This window comes from Novipirellula herctigrandis (genome assembly GCA_007859835.1).
In the GTDB taxonomy this organism is placed as follows: Bacteria; Planctomycetota; Planctomycetia; order Pirellulales; family Pirellulaceae; genus Novipirellula_A; species Novipirellula_A herctigrandis.
The window spans coordinates 482,080-500,814 of sequence record SJPJ01000001.1 but is presented as its reverse complement, the minus strand read 5'-3'; the positions used below and the strand labels follow the sequence as shown (position 1 = coordinate 500,814).

General features: G+C 53.3%; 13 protein-coding genes. 1 reads left to right on the top strand and 12 read right to left on the bottom strand.

The window, feature by feature from the left end; genetic code table 11:
* Positions 1 to 290: 290 nt before the first annotated feature.
* The 12 genes from CA13_RS01725 to CA13_RS01670 form a co-directional block, all read right to left on the bottom strand.
* Complete coding sequence (locus CA13_RS01725) at positions 291 to 2,777, bottom strand: PVC-type heme-binding CxxCH protein (protein ID WP_146394223.1); 2,487 nt, start codon at positions 2,775 to 2,777, stop codon at positions 291 to 293.
* Positions 2,778 to 3,282: 505 nt separating this feature from the next.
* Complete coding sequence (locus tag CA13_RS01720; RefSeq protein ID WP_146394221.1) at positions 3,283 to 4,167, bottom strand: MBL fold metallo-hydrolase; 885 nt, start codon at positions 4,165 to 4,167, stop codon at positions 3,283 to 3,285.
* Complete coding sequence (locus tag CA13_RS01715; protein WP_146394219.1) at positions 4,164 to 4,694, bottom strand: PaaI family thioesterase; 531 nt, start codon at positions 4,692 to 4,694, stop codon at positions 4,164 to 4,166. Before CA13_RS01715 ends, CA13_RS01720 begins: the two co-directional genes overlap by 4 nt.
* Positions 4,695 to 4,925: 231 nt before the next feature.
* Positions 4,926 to 5,240 carry a NifB/NifX family molybdenum-iron cluster-binding protein gene (locus CA13_RS01710; protein ID WP_146394217.1) on the bottom strand — a complete coding sequence of 105 codons (315 nt, stop codon included), beginning with the start codon at positions 5,238 to 5,240 and terminating at the stop codon, positions 4,926 to 4,928.
* Positions 5,241 to 5,435: 195 nt separating this feature from the next.
* On the bottom strand, positions 5,436 to 7,433 hold the full coding sequence (locus tag CA13_RS01705; RefSeq protein ID WP_146394215.1) for a PDZ domain-containing protein: 1,998 nt from the start codon (positions 7,431 to 7,433) through the stop codon (positions 5,436 to 5,438).
* A 2-nt stretch (positions 7,434 to 7,435) separates the two neighbouring features.
* On the bottom strand, positions 7,436 to 8,452 hold the full coding sequence (locus tag CA13_RS01700) for a S1C family serine protease (RefSeq protein ID WP_146394213.1): 1,017 nt from the start codon (positions 8,450 to 8,452) through the stop codon (positions 7,436 to 7,438).
* Positions 8,449 to 10,296: a S1C family serine protease gene (locus tag CA13_RS01695; RefSeq protein WP_146394211.1), complete on the bottom strand. Its 1,848-nt coding sequence runs from the start codon at positions 10,294 to 10,296 to the stop codon at positions 8,449 to 8,451. Before CA13_RS01695 ends, CA13_RS01700 begins: the two co-directional genes overlap by 4 nt.
* Entirely contained in the window at positions 10,293 to 11,435 is a 1,143-nt protein-coding gene (locus CA13_RS01690) for an NPCBM/NEW2 domain-containing protein (protein ID WP_146394209.1), read from the bottom strand. The genes CA13_RS01695 and CA13_RS01690 overlap by 4 nt, the downstream gene beginning before the upstream one ends.
* 150 nt (positions 11,436 to 11,585) lie before the next feature.
* Positions 11,586 to 14,279, bottom strand: a complete 2,694-nt coding sequence (locus CA13_RS01685; protein WP_419193825.1) for a protein-disulfide reductase DsbD family protein — start codon at positions 14,277 to 14,279, stop codon at positions 11,586 to 11,588.
* Positions 14,280 to 14,352: 73 nt separating this feature from the next.
* The gene (locus tag CA13_RS01680; protein ID WP_146394207.1) at positions 14,353 to 15,342 is read right to left on the bottom strand and encodes a phosphotransferase enzyme family protein; all 990 of its coding nucleotides are present in this window, start codon (positions 15,340 to 15,342) and stop codon (positions 14,353 to 14,355) included.
* A gap of 173 nt (positions 15,343 to 15,515) precedes the next feature.
* Positions 15,516 to 16,031, bottom strand: a complete 516-nt coding sequence (gene tsaE, locus CA13_RS01675; RefSeq protein ID WP_146394205.1) for a tRNA (adenosine(37)-N6)-threonylcarbamoyltransferase complex ATPase subunit type 1 TsaE — start codon at positions 16,029 to 16,031, stop codon at positions 15,516 to 15,518.
* 6 nt (positions 16,032 to 16,037) lie between these two features.
* On the bottom strand, positions 16,038 to 16,493 hold the full coding sequence (locus tag CA13_RS01670; RefSeq protein WP_419193824.1) for a hypothetical protein: 456 nt from the start codon (positions 16,491 to 16,493) through the stop codon (positions 16,038 to 16,040).
* 489 nt (positions 16,494 to 16,982) lie between these two features.
* Between CA13_RS01670 and CA13_RS01665 the strand changes: the two genes are divergently transcribed.
* Positions 16,983 to 18,734 carry an AMP-binding protein gene (locus tag CA13_RS01665; RefSeq protein ID WP_146394202.1) on the top strand — a complete coding sequence of 584 codons (1,752 nt, stop codon included), beginning with the start codon at positions 16,983 to 16,985 and terminating at the stop codon, positions 18,732 to 18,734.
* The last annotated feature ends 1 nt before the right edge of the window (position 18,735 follow it).

The window sequence follows — 18,735 nt, the reverse complement described above, 5'->3', positions numbered from 1 at the left end:
GGCAACGACACATGCTATGTGGCAATATCGGCAAAACCACAAATGCCAAAACCGTTGGGAGAAGGAAGGCGTTATTGAAAATGCGTTTCGATTTGCGGTAAAAGTGCATTCGATTTCAGAATGGGGAAGTGCAGTCTGTTCTTATGCTACACACCGTCACGAAATGTGTCATCCCGAATTTTCGGGGCGCAACTATGGGGAAAACGGTAGTGTACATCGCAAACCATTCGGAAAATCAGCGTCGATCAAGGCGTTTTTCAACAATTTGGCTAGCAGAATGGATTCGTTGTTCACGCATCACTGGTCAAAAATGCGATCAGATCCCGGAGTTCCGCGATGGTCATCGTCTCTTCCAAACCCGCCGGCATGATGGACTGACTTACAGGATCTTGTCGTTCAATATCTTCTAATAGCACGTCGAAGACCAAACCATCAGCACCTTGAAATCGCAGGGATTCTCCGATTCCCGAATTCCCAAGCTTTAAACCTGTTAAGACATGGCCATCGACAGTCAGGACCCGCCAGGGAACATACATTGGCCCCACTTCACGGCTTGGTTCTAGAATTGACTCTAGAACTCGAGTGCTTGTCATTCGACCCGCGAGGGAAGTCAAGTCAGGTCCCGTCGTCGCACCTCGACCACCGTGCGCGTGACAATTGACGCACGTGGAACGAAAGAAAACACGGCGGCCTGCATCGACATCGCCCCCCCTGCCAACGAAGGTGTTCCAGGCTTCCGCGTCTTTTCCAGGTGGACGCTCCGATGCGTGGTATTGCCAATCGCGTTTGAGCACCCGGCCTGCTTCGGTACGGATTACGTCGGTTTGTTTCGGAATCGCCAATGGATTGAGCACCTTTGCATAAGTCCCGGCGTTACGTGACAAACCCGCGATCGCATCCGCGCGCGTTTGATCATCAATCGAGGTATCCGCAGCAATGATTGCTAATTGGTCGAGCGAAGCCGATGTCGCTCGCGCCGACAACAGCCGAATCACGTCGATCGCGAGAGCACGTTCGGTGTTTTGGGTGATCCAACCGCGAAGCCGCTCGTCGGTGGGTACGCGAGATTCGCTTGGCAACATTCGGACTGCCATCGAACGCAGCTTTGAACTGCGCTTCGGATCCGACGCAACGGCTAGCAGCAGTGCATCGATTGCCGGGTCGCTGCCGCGTTGAACTGTCGTTCCGTTTTCGAGATATGCGACTGCTGAAACGGTTGCCGCAAATAGCTCTGGTGTCAAATTTTGTCGGGTTAGCAACGATCGGGTCACCGGCAAAAATGTCTTATCGCTGGTTTCCGTTGCCCATCGAACTGCGGTCAAAACAACCGTGCTTGACGAATCGGCGAGCCCCCACTCGATCCAATGTCGTCGGTCGTCCTTAGAGAGTTTCTCTGGTTGCGTGACCGAGATCCATCGCCAGGCGGTCAAAACACCAACACGTTGCGCGGCCGTATCAAGTTGGGTTTTCTCGCACGAGGCGATTTGCCCTGTGTTGATCAGGCCTGCGAGCGTCGCTTGACGCAGGAAAGGATCGTCAAGGTCGAAAGCCGCCAATCTCTCCTGGGCCGATAGGTCCGGCGACCGCAATAGCTTCGCAAAGGTACTCTCAATGTTATTCGGCTCGGGCAACTTCTTATTGAATTCGTCTGTGTGTGTCTGACGGCTTAGACGCCACAAACGTCCTTTCCCATGCACCGGATAACTTCGGTCTACCCAATCGGTAACATAGATCGCTCCATCCGCGTCGACCGCCATGTCAACAGGCCGGAAATTCGCATTGCCTTGCACAATCACCTCGGCTTCACTTTGCCACGACGCGCCACGTGGTCGTATTTTGTAGCGTTCCATTCGATTGTCGCCCCAAGACGTTACCCACAAATGCTCGCCATGACCGAGCACCGCACAGGGAGCTTCGCCTACTGCGGCAACCATCGGCAGCGTCCCAGGCAACTCACCATTCCAAGCTTGTAAGGGATGTGTGCCAGCACGACCAAAACGAAACTGAAAGCCGTAATCCGCATAGGGAATCACTTCTAATAGCCGGCACGGGGGCATTGCATCAGGGTCATTGCCGACGGCCCATAACCTACCAGCGTGATCGAACCACAGACCGAACGGATTCCAAAAACCGGTTGCATGGCGACGTAGACCACGGCCATCTGGGGCGATCGAAAAGACGTTCCCCCCTTCACCGCCCCCGATTTGTTTTGTTCCATCTCGCGCCACCAAGGTGTACGGTTCGCCTAGGTTCTCGCCCTGGCCGACATACAAACGCCCATCAGGTCCAACGGCCAAACCCGTCAACCCATTATGCGGATAGGTAGATTCGGTTTGTAAAGTTAGCAACACCTCACGTTCATCCGCGACGTCGTCGTCATTGGTGTCGCGAATGCGATAAACTTCGCTGCGAGTCGACACGGCGATCCAGCCATCGGGCAGAGATCGGATCGACATTGTTGCCGTGCCCCCCTCGTAATACAAACGCTGGCGGTCCACCTTACCATCATCATTGGTGTCGTCGAAAATGAAGATTTGGTCCGACTTTGGACCGTCGTAATCATCGGGCGGAAAATGCGTGTGCGACTCAACGACCAACAGTCGTCCTTGGCTATCAAAACAGCAACCGACCGGTGTGACTAAGTCAGGTTCGGAGGCGACCAGTTCGATCTGCCAATTATCGTCGAGCAGGCGAGGAGGCTCGACGCCGCGACAGGCATCGGGAAAGAAAATCAAAGTTAAGAGTGTCGTAGTTGCAATAGGAATGATACGGTTCATAAGTACCTTCGCGGATGTTGAATCGTCTAACCCTGAATCGATGGTCGAAGGCGAGTCGACCGGACATTTTCTACGGTTTGCGATGAGGCCATGAAACGCCAAGCAGCGACGTTTAACAATCGCCAGCTATCTCCTCCTGACTGGCCGCCTCCTGACTGGCCGCCTGCTGACTGGCCGCTATCGTGACTGGCCGCTATCGATAAGCAGTATAGACGATCGCCCGCCATGCATCTGGCTTTCGTTGATCGGCGAGAGTATTCGCGTCATTCCACAAGACGGTGCAACAGCGAATGATGACATCCCGGCGGAAGCTGGCTCTTGTGCTGCGCAAGAATCGATAGCACATCTGTTGACGCTGCGAACCAGCGGGTTTGGCGTCCGAGCGTGCGTTAGGTGGCCAAAACGAAAAGCACGGAGTCAACCGGACTCCAAAAGCACGTGCGAGTTGATGCCGAAGCGTCCTCAACGCCAACCATGGCGACATGTTGTTTAAAGTCGCAGATCGCTATTGATGGCCTTGTTCAGAAATGGGAGCCGATAAATTGGTTTTAGCGAACTCTTCAAATTCGAATTTTGATCCAACGTGATAGCCAACGCATTGATCAGGCATCGCGCACCAAATTGCTCCCGTTGCTGCGTCGCCGGTACAGTGAGCGGGACCAACGATTTTTGGTTGAAGCGATTGCAATGCCTTGACGGTCGCTTCGATCCTTTGCTTGCTCGCGTTAATCAAGTGCATCCCGCCAAACACAGCTGCGATGGGCCGATGTTCGGTTAGCTTTTGGATGTAGCGCAGCGTATTGATCACGCCTGCATGTGCGCATCCGAGCAGAACAACAACCCCCTCGGTTGTGTCAAAGAACATCGATTGGTCGTCCACCAACGGATCACGACATTGGCAATCTTTGTCCAGATAGAATGACTCTGCTTCATTCTCAAAATCGGTGACTTTCGGAACGGTACCGGTCACCATCAACCCACCATAAACTCGTGTCGGTTGTGCAGTCGCTACGTAGGGTCTTCGCAATCGGTTTAACGCCAATGTCCCCTCTTTGGGAATTCCGACATCGCGGGCCGAACTGTTACCTTTTTGACTAAACTTTTGATGAAACGATTGTGGGTGTGCGAACAGTTGAAGGCTTGTATTTTGTTCAATCACATCCGCCAAACCACCGGTATGGTCATAGTGACCGTGGCTGAGAACCACCGCGTCTGTCTTCGACAATGGCAAGCCGAGTTTACGCGCGTTACTCGCTAGAACTTTTCCCTGTCCGGTATCAAATAGAACGTGTTTTTCACCATAATCGATCCATACCGCCAATCCGTGTTCGCCCAGCAAGCTAACGCCCCGAGCAGTGTTTTCAACAATGACAGTCAGCTTGATTTTCATCGTTCACCTAGTTGCCCATTTGCTCGAGGCCCATTGAGTAGACGCCCATTGGGGAGACGCCCATTGGCTCGAGGTTTGACTAATTGGTTTGCTACGCTTCTTTTGACGAACCGTGCTGATCCCTTCGCTTTGACGATGCCATCTTGTAGGATTTCGGACGAGACCTTGTAAAGTGGGTCTTGCGAAGTTTCGATCCCAGCCCGCACGGTCAGCATGCCGTGCGTCTCGATGGGTTTAAGGAAACGAATATTCATGTCGCCCGTCACAGCCACAATGCCACTGCTGAACAGACAATTTGTCATCCCAGCGTCGAGCAGCATGCAGATCACCCCACCATGCATCACTTCGGGATAACCTTCAAAATAGCGATGGCACTCCAACGTCCCTTCGACGGCACCACTCTCGCGGACGCGAAACCGAACCCCCAAACCATCATGTAATCCGTTACCACACACGAAACATGTCGGATGCTCGGATTGACGGACTTCTTCGTAACACATCTGATCCGTTGTTGAGGTGGTAATCATGACAAAAAAGAAGTTGGAATGGAATCGGAGAAAGAATACCACTACGCTTTAGGCAAAAGATTTTGCGGTCTGTTCAAGAACGTAACTTGACCGTAGAAATCTCGCAGGGCGAATGGCGATAAAGATAAAAGGTGCCAGCGCCGACGGAGTGCCCTAACAACCCGTCGACGCTACACCCACGCGGCAAACACTGCCAAACACTTGTTGGGGTGGCGAAAAAAGTCCGTTTTGTCAATTCACTTGATGCAGCTCACCCATCATTAAAGACGCCAAAATTGTTTCAATGTCGCCCGCTAGCCATGAGTAAAGGCAAACGCCCGCGGACGCCAACGCGTCGGCCGACGCGTTATCGATTCCGCCGCAAACCACACAATCGATGTCCATTGCGATCAGCCACCGCACTCGATCCCGCGCACTGCGAAGCGAAGCATCATGTAGACAACGCTCTACAATTTCTTGCTCCTCCATGGCGAGAACCAAGAAGGTTTCCGCGTAATCAAACCGGGGCGAGACTCGCGCTCCGAAGGTTGGTATTGCCACTTTCATCCAAAACGCCTTCTATGCTATCTGTTTGACACTAAGCACAAGCAGATAGAGTGCCAAACCACGAATGGCGTTTCGGATTACGCTGTAAAGCGTTACGCTTCCAAGGTTTATTGCGAGAAGGATGGCGAACGAGAGCTGTAATGCAAGCTTGCAATATTGCAAGGGATTGCATTGCAGCATTGCAAAAGGGCAACGCTAGATCGCTTGTAACAAACGAACCCAACGGAGCAATTTGCCGTGTTCAACCTCGCCACCTCTTTGAACGGGATAGCCCGATTTGGTCAAAGTCGGTACCCATGTAGGAAGATCGTCGTTGCGGCCGATCGGCAAAAGTAGTTGCAGCGACGACTCGGCGTCGTTTTCTCGCAACCGAACTGCCGGCGGGCGTGTTTCGGCCGAGATCGCTACGCCGCTGAACGTTCGGCTTGCCGACATCGCTACCGCCAGCGCCATCGAATCAGCGGCACCAGCTTTGGACCCCGTCAAGGCGCCTGAAGCGGCAATCGCCACGGCCGACGAGGCAATCGGTTGCGTCTTCTCAATTGAAGCGACGAAACGAGCGACGGTGTCAATTTCTTTCGGTTGCCATCGCTCGTTTGATTCGGGCGCGACCGCACAAACGACGACGCCTGCACGACCGGCTGCTTCCTTCCATTTCACCAAGACGTCCTTCGGTGCGCCTTTGCCAGGATTGAGCACCAGAACCAACAATCCCAATCGGCTACGATCGTCTTCGTCCGACGGAACCAGCACACCGGCAGCATTCGCAGCATCGGGAAGCCGCAATTCTTCAATCGTCCATGCAGCATCTTTGTTGGCAAATTCAGTTGGCAGTTCTGCTATCTCGCTATCCGCTACCGAAGCGGGCGTAACATCAACGACCGATTCTTCGCCATCACGCCGAATTTGGATGTCAAGCGATGTTCCGGGCTCAGCTGAAATCATTTGTCGGCGTAACGAATTGACTTCGTCCAATTCCACTTGGCCAAGTTTGAGCAGCACATCACCAATCTCGAGTTTTCCATCTGCGGGAGTCCCCTCGATGATTTGCTTAACGACTACCTCTTTTGCATCGGTTGGTTCGTCGCCCGGTTCCTTGGAGTTTTGGTTAGTGACGACGACTCCAAGCCGTTGTGGGTTTAGTGGTGGGATCGATTCAGTCAGGGTCAATTCGACCCTGATAGGATTTCCGTCACGTTCCACTTGTACGGCGATGGTGTCGCCAGCGTCAAAACGGCCCAGGACTTGTCGGATTTCTTGTTGCCGACGAACCTTTTCGTCGGCAACCGAGATGACTTGATCGCCCGCCTCTAAACCCGCCAATTCGGCCGGCGAGCGTAGGCGAATTGCAGCGATTTCCGTGTTGTTCTCATAGGGGTCCTTCGATTTCGCGACGATCCCCAGTAGTCCCTTCTTAATGGCCTCGCCCGCTCGCATCCGATCGAGGTTTTTTCGGATTGCATTGGTTGGGATTGCGAACGCGATTCCTGAGTCGTACCAACTAGTGTCATCCTCAGCACCACCTTCGGCAACCGCAGCAATCAAGACGCCGAGCGGGTTGCCATAAAGATCGAGTAACAATCCGCCGTACAACGAAGGCGACACACGCGCGTCACTTTGCAAGGCAATCCCGTCAAGTCGGTCACGTCCACTAAGAACACCATGGCTAACGATTGGCGAAGCCTCGCTGCCATACCGGCCAACCGCTACTGTGGTTTGACCAATTTTTAGGTCAACGGATTCAGGCAACTCGATTGGGGCGAGCGGTCTATCGGTTTCAATCTTCAGTAGCACCAAGTCGCGATGGAAATCTTGCGAAACCACTTTGGCCGCATGTCGCGAACCGTCCGCCAAGACCACCAAAATACTCGCCGATGGTCGTCGAACCACGATTCGAGACGCAATGATATGTCCATCTGAATCGACAATCACGCCGCTCGTTGGAGCGTCTTGTTCCACTTCCCCGTTCGCTATCCCCGATCCACCAACGATTTCAATGGCGACGATCGATGGTAATGCTCGACTCGCTGTGGCACGGACTGCTTTGGCCATTGCCGACCGGAAAGCAACGTCTTGGCCCAATGCTATTATCGGCTCAAGTGTGGAGGCAAACAAAGCCAGGAAACAGACAAGAAAACAGCGTTTCACAAATACTCCAAGCGTGCGTTTGGGGGCGCGGCATGTTGATCGCATCGTTATTCGACTCGCAATGAAACTGGCAAAATTTCGGAATCCCGCTGGATCGTCAACTCGACCTGATCACGTCGGTCGATCGTACGAAGCGTATCGCGAAGGGAGCGTTGGCCGTCTATGCGGCGTCCATTGACAAGTAAAATCAAGTCATCTGGTCGCAAATTTGCACGCTCGGCTGGACTTCCGACAATCACTTCGTCCACGTACGCAGGGGTCGACTCCAATACATCGGGAACCATTACAACCCCAATGGTCACTAAGGAATGGGCCTTATCACGGGCCAACTTTGGCTCGTTCGAATTGACCGCTTGTGGCACTCGGCCAGCGAGAATATCGCCGATGGTTGTACGAAGCGCCGAAGCAGGGAGGGCATAATTGAGCCAAACGCCCGTTGAAGCGTCGCGAAGCTCTTTACCTAACATCCCGACAAGATTTCCATTCACGTCGACTACCGCGCCACCAGCAGCTCCGGGGTTGTTGGCAATCAGATCCAGTATCAGCACAGAACCTCGGTAGGGCGTTTTAAACGTACCGCGACGTGCATCAAGTTTCGTTACCGCTGCGATACAACCTTGCATGACGCTCGCCGGTTCGCGCCCGGTCGCGATGCCGAATAGGTTACTGACGGCCAAAATCGGGTCGCCCCATTGGGCACTGGCCTTTTCTTCGACGCGAAAAAACGGCAACTCTGACGCTTCTATTTTTAACACTGCAAGTGCAAGCGAAGGCTCAAACCCGACAATTTTGGCATCAAAGCGACGGCCATCATCAAGGACGACGGTTGGGTCGACATCCAAGACGTAACTCCATGCCGTCGCGACATGCCCCTCGGGCGAGACCAAAAAACCACTTTGGTATGCTTCAAGTCCCGATATGCCTCCTGCACCATAAATCTTTACAACTCGGCTCTGTGCGTGCTCGGCAGCGGATTCAAGCGAGGGTTGAGCATTTGCAAACGATAGTCCACCAAAAAGGGTACCCAGTATCACGCAGCAGACGGTGATGGATCGGCGAGTCATTCGGCATTCTCCGGTTCAAGATCGGCCTGTTTGCTATGTTGTTCCTCCGTCGGTTGTTCGTCCGCACTCGTTTGCCAGGAATCGATATCGATCCGTAACAGGGATTCTGTTCCATATCGCAAATCGATCGCGGAAGGCCCTGCATCGGTCGCGTTAGGCCTTCGAATCAGCCAAAGTTCGGCGGGGTCCCTATCACGATCGGCAAAAACTTCGATCGCTTCGACGAGGTGGCTTTGCGGGTGGGACAAAAACCGCACTTCCAATTCACCGTCATTGGCGATGATGCAATCGCGAAGTGGTCGCTCACCACCAAGTGGCATGGTGCCAAGATAACTCGTTTCACCGAACTGCTTTGGCCCCTGAGCGAGCATCCGACGCCAAGCATCGAGTGCCGGTAACAGCCCCGCAATCGTTTCATCATCGATGTTGTCGTATAAATCGGCGTTTGTTTCTGGCTCGACGGTAATCGCGCCGGCGACCATCGATAATCTCTCATCCGAAACTCGGATCGCAACGTCTTGTCCGTCAGCGGTTTTTCCTTTGATCGTCCATGTAACGGGCCCCGGTGAGTCTTGCGATGGAAACTGTTGGCGAAGTGAATCGATGAAATTGGATTGCGCCAGCTCGTTGAAATGGTAATTGGAAAATCCGCGGCGTGCTTCGTGCAACGCTTTGACGGAATTTGGTACTTCCTTAGATGCGTCTTGTTGTGGCACTGAATCACCGCCCTCTGATTCTTCTTTGTCGCGATCTTCGTCGTCCTCGTCTTGCGGGTCCTTCATCTCACGCGGTGGCGGTGGTGGCATTGCGCCGGCCATTTTTTCGAGCAGTTCATCTTGGCGGTGGACACTCATTAAACGGACCAGTGTTTCGACCGTTTCGCCTTCGTTTCGGTAAACCAACTTCACTCGCCAACCACTCGGCAGTGTGGCGATAATGTTTTGCACGTCATTGGCCGTGTGGACGATCCTGCCATCAATTTCCAATATCTCCGCGGAATAGGTGAGTCCTCGGCGGAATGCATCACTGGTTTCTAAAATATTGGATACTCGTACGCCTCCCTCGGGTGCTGTTGCAACGGTCGCTCCCAACGTCGCATGGTCGACAATGCGGCCGGAGTGCAAGTAGCCCAAAAAGTTTTTCGCTTGATTAATGCTAATTGCATACCCAACACCAACATTCACACGTCCTCGTTTTTCAAACGAGGCTCGGCCAACGACTCCTAACAATCGCCCTTGGGCATCGTAGATTGGCCCCCCAGAGTTGCCTGGATTAATCGACGCATCGGTTTGCAAACAATCGGCATATTCAAGCAGCGTCCCGGACGGGTATTGGTAGCGACCGACGCCACTGAGGATTCCCCAAGTGACAGTTGGTTTTAAATTTGACGCCAATAAAAATGGGTTGCCAATCACCATGCACCAATCACCTGCGGCCGCCAAGCGGCTATCGGCCAATTCGGCGTATGGGAAATCATCACGGCCGAGCAACTTGATCAACGCCAAGTCGCCAACCGGGTCGACGCCCACGATCACGGCGTCGTAAATGTTTCCGTCACTCAAGCCACATCGCATGAAACTGCCAGCGGGACTGCTGACGTGGAAATTTGTTAGCGCGTATCCGTCCGGAGATATCAATACGCCACTGCCACCGCCGGCTCCCCCAGGGACAAACACCATCACCGTTGACGGCATAGCATGTTCAATCGCGGCAATGCGATCTTGTTCGACGCTTGCCACGATCGGTTCAAGTTTCAACGGGCCATCGGCAGCAACCCAATTGTTTGCAAACAGCCCCAAAGCGATAGCGGCGCAAAGCCAGCGAACGGGAAATTCTCTGCTCATCGAAAAAACCTCGGTCGCAAGAAACGAATCGTGTCACCCAAATCCCCGTCGCTACCACAATCCACTTCGATTCTCATTCGTCGTCCATTACTAAGCGGGATTTGCAAGCCACGGACGGTGCCATCTCGTAACGTTTCTTCCCATACTTTTTTCTCATCAACGATCACTCGTACGACCGCTTCGGTTGCCTTGTGCACGCTTTCGTCGCGGCGGACGCCGGAGGCGAAAGTGGTAAATCCGTCTTCGATGCGGTATTCGATCGTCGAGTCTCCATAGAGAATCAAATCTTGTCCACCGTCGCTGGCGGGGCCGAACCATGCATCCAACGTCGATTTAGGGATCTTTGTTTCAACGTACTCCGTGTGTGACTTCGACGCTGGCGATAGTGACGCCAACATCGAGATGCCTCCGGTCCACCGGATTGACGCGATCTGCTCAAGCGGCAATCGATGGGTTAGGGCGCGATGTAGGTTCAGCACTAAGGGACCTGATTCAGGCGATGTGCCAATACCGGTTGCATACCAACGAGAACCATAGACATCAACGATTTGGATGTCGGTCGTACTAGCGGTGGTCTGCTTGCCACCAAAGATAATCCCTTCAAGACGGGAGATTGGTGCATCGATAGCGTCGCCGTCCATTTCGATAGTGACGGTGTCTGCGGAAATGGCTGTGACGAGGCCCTCGATAAAGTCGAGTCGATCACCCTCGCGGCGGATCGCTAAGGTGTCGCCTCGCCGTTCTTCTTCGATCTTGGCTAGCCATGTTGGGTCGACGGTGGGCATGGCTGCATTGAAGCGGATCGAGCGGACTTCTTCGATAGGAACGCTCAATGTGTCTTGCCGTCGCGGCTCGACAGTTACCTTGTCGTTTTTTAGTGCCACCGTTTGAGCGGCAATAATGGTGCCTGAGCCCAAAGTGACTCGCATCATTGGCCCTTGTCCATTGGGCGGCGTGATCGGTTCGAGTGACGAAAGTTCGCTGAATGGAATCGATTTCGGGTTGTCTTCAGCGACATTCAGAAGCAGTTGAGAGTCCTTGACGCCAGCGAATTGTCCTTCGGTTTTTTCGCCGTTGATGTCCAAAACGCGAACCGGCGTAACGGCTATTAACGCCAGTAGAATCCATTGAATCAGCATGGGGGCAGCGTTCTTTGAAGATCGAGAAAGGGAAGTGAGTCGCCTTTGCTCGTGTAATTCGCGCAAGAAAGGCTTCGCACGCTATTCTAGCGCAAAAAGCAGGGGTTGTCTGCTGGATTGGACATTGTTCGCCGAAACGGTCTAGCGAATCTAATGCATTGACGCCGATGCCATTTGGGTTGAAATCGGGGTCGACGTGGCCGATGGTAAGCTAGGGCCCGCTTTTTCAAGCGCATCGAGCACCGCGGATTGTGACACCAAATCTCGCAATACGATTGGTTGATTTGGCCTCGCACCGGGATAGATCGCTAATACCGGAATCGAACGGCTTTGCAATTCTTCTAGTTTTGACTTGATCTCTTCGTTTTTGTTCGTCCAATCCGCGAGCATCGGAACGGCGTCTAACTCCTCAATCATTTTCCGTGTTGCATCGGTGTTGAGCGCCACGTTGTAATTCACAATGCAATTGACGCACCACTTCGCGGTAAAGTCGACCAGCACCGTTCGTCCTTCGGCTTGGTACTGCTGAAGTTTTGCTTCGTCATACTCTTGCCAAGCGATCAATTTTTCTCCATCCGCCGGTGGTGGAGCTTCGCCTAGAAAACTAAACGCCATCACTCCGATCGCCGTTGCAATTCCGACGCCACCGGCCCAGGCTGTTACACGTTTGCCAAGGTCCGCCCAATTGGGGACCTTGCCGATGATCCAGCACCCGAACCAAACGCCAATCAAGGTTACAAAGACGGGCAACTTATCGGCGTCGTCAAAGACGCTAAAGAAGAACGCAACGGTTGCCAAGAATAAAAACGCCAAAAACTCTTTGAGCGTTTCCATCCAATCACCCGGTTTCGGTAGCCACGACACGAGGACTGGCCATATACCGATCATCACATAGGGGAATGCCATGCCAAGCCCGATGGTCATCAAAATTGCGGTGGTTTCGAGCGGCGAAAGTGCGATGGTCAATCCGAGAATCACGCCCAAGAACGGGCCGCTACAGGGCGTTGATAGAACGGTCGCGAAAGCACCTTTGAAAAACGCGCCTGACAATCCTTCGCGTTGCTGTAAATCCTGCGAAGCTTTCCCTGATGCCATCCCTGGGACCGGAATTTCCCATACCCCTAAGTAGCTCAGGGCCATCGCGAACATCAATACCGTCAATCCAATTCGCACGGGGAAGTAAGTGAATTGTTCGCCCCACGAAAATGACAACATGACAATCATCGCGGTTAACACAGCAAACACCGCCATGATCCCGGCGGCGTAGAAAAAGTTCAGCAGAAACGCCCGTTTTCGATCCGCACCGGCTTGCTGAACAAAACTCATCACTTTCAATCCAACCACTGGCAAAACACACGGCATGAAGTTCAGAATCACTCCACCCAAAAACGCGAACAACAACACGACCGAAAAGGATCGCTTGGCACCACGACCGCTATCAATCACGATCGGCGCCACTGCATCAACCGGCGTCGACTTCGAAAGCTTGTCAGCAGGTTTTGTTTTTTGAGGCTTCACATCGGAATCGACCCATTTGGTCGTCGCCGCCAAGTCCAGCACGTCGGACCGCTTGGCCGCCGCAATCGTTACTGGGCCAGGTTTCGTTGGGCCAGGTTTCGTTGGGCCAGGTTTCGTTGGGCTCGCTGTTGTTGGGGACCCACCAAGTTTGTTAACCCGCAATGTGGTCACGAACTGCAGTGCCGCAGGTTGTTGACAACTCGATTCGGTGCACGCTTGGTAGGCAATTGCACCTTTAATCTTATGTTCGCCCTCGGTCGCGTCCTGTGGAACTTGGACGGGAATGGTCCAAATCACGTCGCCTTCGTGATAGAAAATCCCTTCGAGTAGTTCACTCTCATGTGCATCGGAGTTCGCTTGCGGGCTGCCCAGTCGCATCTTGGATTTGTCGATGATGACAAAGTTGGTCGAGCTATCCGCATCGTCCACTGCCGCGCGATAAACGTGAAATCCAGAGTCTGGTTTCGCCGTGAATCTCAATTCGGCTCGGCCGCCTGCTTCGACTTTTGCGGGGACCAATTCGGCCGACCATTGGACTTGATAGTCTTCGTCACGAAAGGTCCGTTGCGACGACTCCGCCGGTTGTTCGGCTTGTCCAGTGGTTGCCGTGGAAGCCGAAGTTGGATCGGTTTGAGCGACGGCGGATGGTGCGTTGATCGTGCCCGCAAAGGTGGCGGTTAAGGTCTCTTCGATCGGAACGCAGGAACCGTCGGTCTTGCAAATTTGGGCTTCAACGCCGATGGAAATTGGTTCCCGAAATCCTTCGGGGACGATGATCGGAGCGGACCAAACCACCGTGCCGTCGTGTTCTTCAATCGTGACACCTTTGAAGATTGGCGAAACGCTTTTCAGTGGTGGTTCGGCTGGTGTGAAAGCCCCTGCCAATTTCACCGATTTGGGTGATTCAATTGAGATCTCCGTTGGAAGCGGTCCCCCCGATGGCTGTGTGACCGAGTAGATGTGCCAACCGCGAGCAACCTTGACTTCAACGTCCAAGCGACCCTTGGTATCACTCTGGTTCAAGAAGTATTTCGCGTTCCATTTGGCCGACTCTCCGGTTGCCCCGTCGAAACCGCCAAGTGAAAAGTTTGGAAACAAACCCGTCTCGTCACCGAAACCGGAGGGCATATTTCCTTGTGCGAACACAGGCGAAGTGAGCGTCGTTGATGTGAACAACGCTGAGACCGCAGCCACCCAAAAGAGCAATCCCAAGCTAGCCACCGATTGGCTGTATCGAGTAGCCCGATATTGAGTAGCCCGATATTGAGTAGCCCGATATTGAGTAGCCCGTGAGGTCGCGAAACCGTTGCGAGTCGAATCTGTCATTTCGGATTAATGCTCTGTGCGTGTCGTTGTTTGTTCTTCGTGCCTTTAAAAGCGTTTCCGGTGGAAAAAACGCTCAACCGATCGAATCGACGATGCGAACGCATTGTTCGATACGCTCCGCGATTGCCAGGTCTTCAACAGGAAAGCTTCTCCGTTGAAGTACGAGCCAGATCGCCCAATTTGCTAAGCTAATCCATGCCGTAGCGGGAATCAGCCCGCGAAACAACGCTTCCTGTTGCACATTCAATGAAGATTGTAACCGATAACCCGCCAAAGCCGCATCCCATAAATGCTGTACGGATGACCCGTTCCCCAGGAAGCTGCTCGTCCAACGTGCCAAATCCGTTGCGGGCGAATCGACGCGAACGGCATCGAAATCGATAATACCGCTAACGACGGGCAGGAGAAGTCCGTTTTGGGGATTTGAGGCAAAGAAAATGTGTTGGTGGTGGATGTCTCTCATTACATAGCTACAAGGCTGTGGAATTTTCGCTTGAATGTCGAGTGACCGAGCGAGGGAACCGGAGGCATTTCTCCATTTCGCTCGCAAACGCTCGACACATTTCCCGAGCGATCGGCGCAGATCCGGATTCGCAATTTGATTCAAGTTGGCGCCAAATAGCGAAGCGATGTCACCGTCGATCTCCTTGATTCGATGGATTCGTGCTGCAATGCATGGTGCAGGTTGGCAGGCCCCGAATGGCCCAGATCCGCCCAGTCCTCGCAGGGCATCGTGAAACCGGGCGATCGCCGTCGCTCCTTTGGATACCGCGTCCCGAATTGCTTTGGAGTCGTCAAATTGGTTAAACGGGTGACCCTCGACCCAGCGAGTGAGTTCCCAACATCGGTCGCCAAACACACAGATGGTGGGGTGAGTTTGAGATTGCGATCGAGTGCGTCGAGGAACAAGCTCCGCAACCAAATCGCATCCGTTGTTGCGAGCGGTTTGCATGACACTATGAATTTCGGTGACTCGATCGACGGTGGTCCCGATGGAATAGCCCTTTAGTGCAAGCGTGTCACCGGAAGACGTCGTTACCCGAAAGACTAACGAGCCGCTCATCCCAGGTCGGTTTCGATTGACGGAAATGACAGTGTCACCGATAGCTGTATTTAGTGCCCTAACGTCACCGAAAGCCCTGACGTCACCGAAAGCCCTGACGTCACCGAACCACTCGCCCAGGACTCGCTGGGCTATCTGAAATCGATGGTCTTCACGCTCATCGCAATCGCGACTCAACGCATCCACCCGCGTTCATCACAGGCTTGGCGCAACAATTCAATTGAATCATTCATCGTTGCATCGCTGGACCGTATTTCAAGCGTGCGCCATTCATCCACGGCCTCCAATTTCATCTCGATCCATACGGTTTCTACTGGCATCACGTCGCGAACCAAGTCCGCCCATTCCACGATTGTCCAAGCGTCAGTGTCGTCAAACAGTTCTTCGACACCCAATTCAAAAAACTCATCTTCGTCGGCAATACGGTACGCGTCGAGATGGTGTAGGGTTCGTGGTTCGCCGGTATCGCCAACGAGACCCGAGTGAGATTGCAGCAAAGTGAACGTTGGGCTCGTTACTTCACTGACGTCGACGCGAAGCGCTTCGGCAATTCCTTGGACCAAACGTGTTTTGCCAGCACCAAGGGTGCCGACAAGTCCGAACGTGGTTCCACCCGGAAATCGGTCAACGAAAACAGACGCCAGCGACACGAGTCGCTCGACGTCAACGTGTTCAAGAAGCAGGTTCAAAGCAAATTACCGGTCTACTTTTGGCTGGGCCAGAAAATCGCTAACCGTTGCAATCCTTTCGGTGTCCTCGTCTTGGCGAGGTCCGAACAGCGAACCGAAGAAACTAGGCGATTGAGAAGTGGTTGCAGGTGCTGCGGCCGGCTCTTTGGCTGCAAACAGGTTTGCGGGTGACAAACGGGCTGGATTGAATATCTCTTTTGTCTTTTCCCAACTCTTTGCCGCGGTTTGGGTGACATCACTCACCAAGCCGTCCTTCTTCTTTACAATTCTCGCCTTGTCTTCTTGCCCTGGTAGCATGCTCTTGAATGACGGCATTTTCCAATTCACCGGATTCAATCCGCTAAAGAATTGTCCCATTGGCGTCGGTTCAGCGGGCGGCGAATCGGCATTGGCGACGTTTTCCATGGACGCCATCACGAGCGCTATCGCACACGCGGCGATGGCAGTGGTTGCCTTCTTCATCCCTAAATTCTCCTGGTGCTAACTTCCCAACCAACTCTTCAAACGGACCAGCTCGCTGCCAGTCGCGGGGGGTTGGGTCTGTAATGAAAGTATCGACTGTGCCTATCGCATTTCAGTAGCTTTCGTGGCAAGAGCAATCATTTTTCTTCAAGTTCCAAAGCGAGCCGATGTTTCTGTGATCGATACGCTCTATCGTTGGGAAAATGGCCGCAAGGTAAAGGAAAAGTTCTTTATTTGCAGAATGCGGGCTTGTTGCGCACCCTTGGTGTGTATAATTCAAATGCGACTTGGGCAGAAAGCAAACATCGGCTCGGTTATTCGCCTTCTCTCCAAACGCCACGGCTTCGGCGTGCTTCGGTTTGAATCCCGCTGGGCTGCGGTTGATTATTCTCCCGATTATTTGGCTACTCACGTTCTTAGACTGACCCGGAGCCGACAGTTCACTTTGTGTCTGTGTGTTCGTCTCCTGACTTCTTCAAGGAGTCCCTTATGGGTCATTTTGTGGAATCAAATCTAGCGTTCCCCTTGATCGGATCGCAACACGTTGGGCCGCAACACGTTGGGCCGCAAAGCATTGGGCCGCAAAGCATTGGGCCGCAAAGCATTGGGCCAAGTGGGATTAACCATTACAAAGGATTGCCAGCGTATGCATTGCTTCGTCATGCCGCTGAAACGATTCCTGATCGCACTGCGGTCATTTATGGAAATCAGCGGTGGACTTACGAGCAACTCAACCACGACGCGGTGCGAGCGGCCGCAATGCTACAAAGGCTTGGTCTTCGCAAAGGCGACCGTGTCGGCGTGCTACTTCCCAATGTGCCTGAGTTTCTAATTGCAACCAATGGAGTTTGGCGTGCAGGTGGAATGGTTGTAGCCTTAAGCCCCTTGATGGTGCCTGAAGAAGTCAAGGCGATGATCAAGTCGACTAAGTGTCGCATTGTGATCACTCTCGACATGCTCGCACACTTGCTCGGCGAATGTGAATCCGAACTCGAAAAGACCCTCTATGTTTCGATTCGCGAGCATTTGCCTTCGCTGAAACAGATCGGCTACTTGTGGATACGCATGCAACGCACAGGCGTCTTGTCGTTGCCGAGTGATGGGACTCATTCATGGTTCTGGTCGGAAATTGAATCGGCACGCCGTGAATGGCAACCGGTTAGCATTAACGGGGCTACCGACGCGGCCTATATTTTGCCGACCGGTGGCACGACGGGCGCGTCCAAGTCGGTGACACTGAGCCACGAGAACATGGTTGCCAACGCGTGGCAACAATTCGAATCGACGCAACGTTCTTTTGGAACCGAAACGATGATGGCGGTGTTACCGTTCTTTCATAGTTACGGTGTATCCGCAATCGCACTCAGTGGTGCTGCGATGGGGGCGACGCTGATTTTGCATCATCGGTTTAATGCCCGCCAAGTGATTCAATTAATTCGAGAGCATCGGCCAACGGTTCTTCATGCGGTTCCCGCGATGTTGGTTGCAATGAACGAACGATTGCGAGAATACCCGTCGGATCTAAGCTCCTTGAAGTGGGTGATTTCGGGTGGAGCGCCACTGGAAGCTGCAATTGCCGAAGAGTTCACCAAGTACTCGAGTGCAATCGTTGTGGAAGGATTTGGGCTGTCCGAAGCGTCTCCTGTGACCCACGTGGGTGACCTGTTTGGCGGTCCACGCTATGGCACAATTGGGTTCCCGTTGCCGGAAACACGTTGCCGGATTGTCGACGAACAAGCCGACGTCGGTTCCCCAGACGCGCATAGCGATATCGGCAACGAGAAAGTCGGTGAACTGATCATTCGCGGCCCGCAAGTGATGCTGGGTTATTGGCAAGATGAGCAAGCGACGTTCGAAGCGATTCGCGATGGATGGTTGCACACCGGCGATTTAGCGGTCCGCAGCGCCGACGGAATTTTTCAAATTGTAGGCCGCAAAAAGGACTTAATCATCACGTCGGGGTTCAATGTGTATCCGGCGGAAGTCGAAGCAGCTCTGAGAAATGCCAACGGCGTCGCTGATGCAGCCGTGGTCGCAGTGCCCGACGTCAAACGTGGTGAAATCGTCAAGGCGTTTGTCGTCATGAAAAATGGCGCGACGTGGGACGAAGAATCGCTTTGCCAACATTGCCGTGATCACCTTTCTAAACACAAGCAACCGCGAATCTACGAGCAATGCATCGGCGATTTGCCAAGAAACTTTTTGGGAAAAGTGATTCGACGAAAACTGCGAGAGGAGTAAT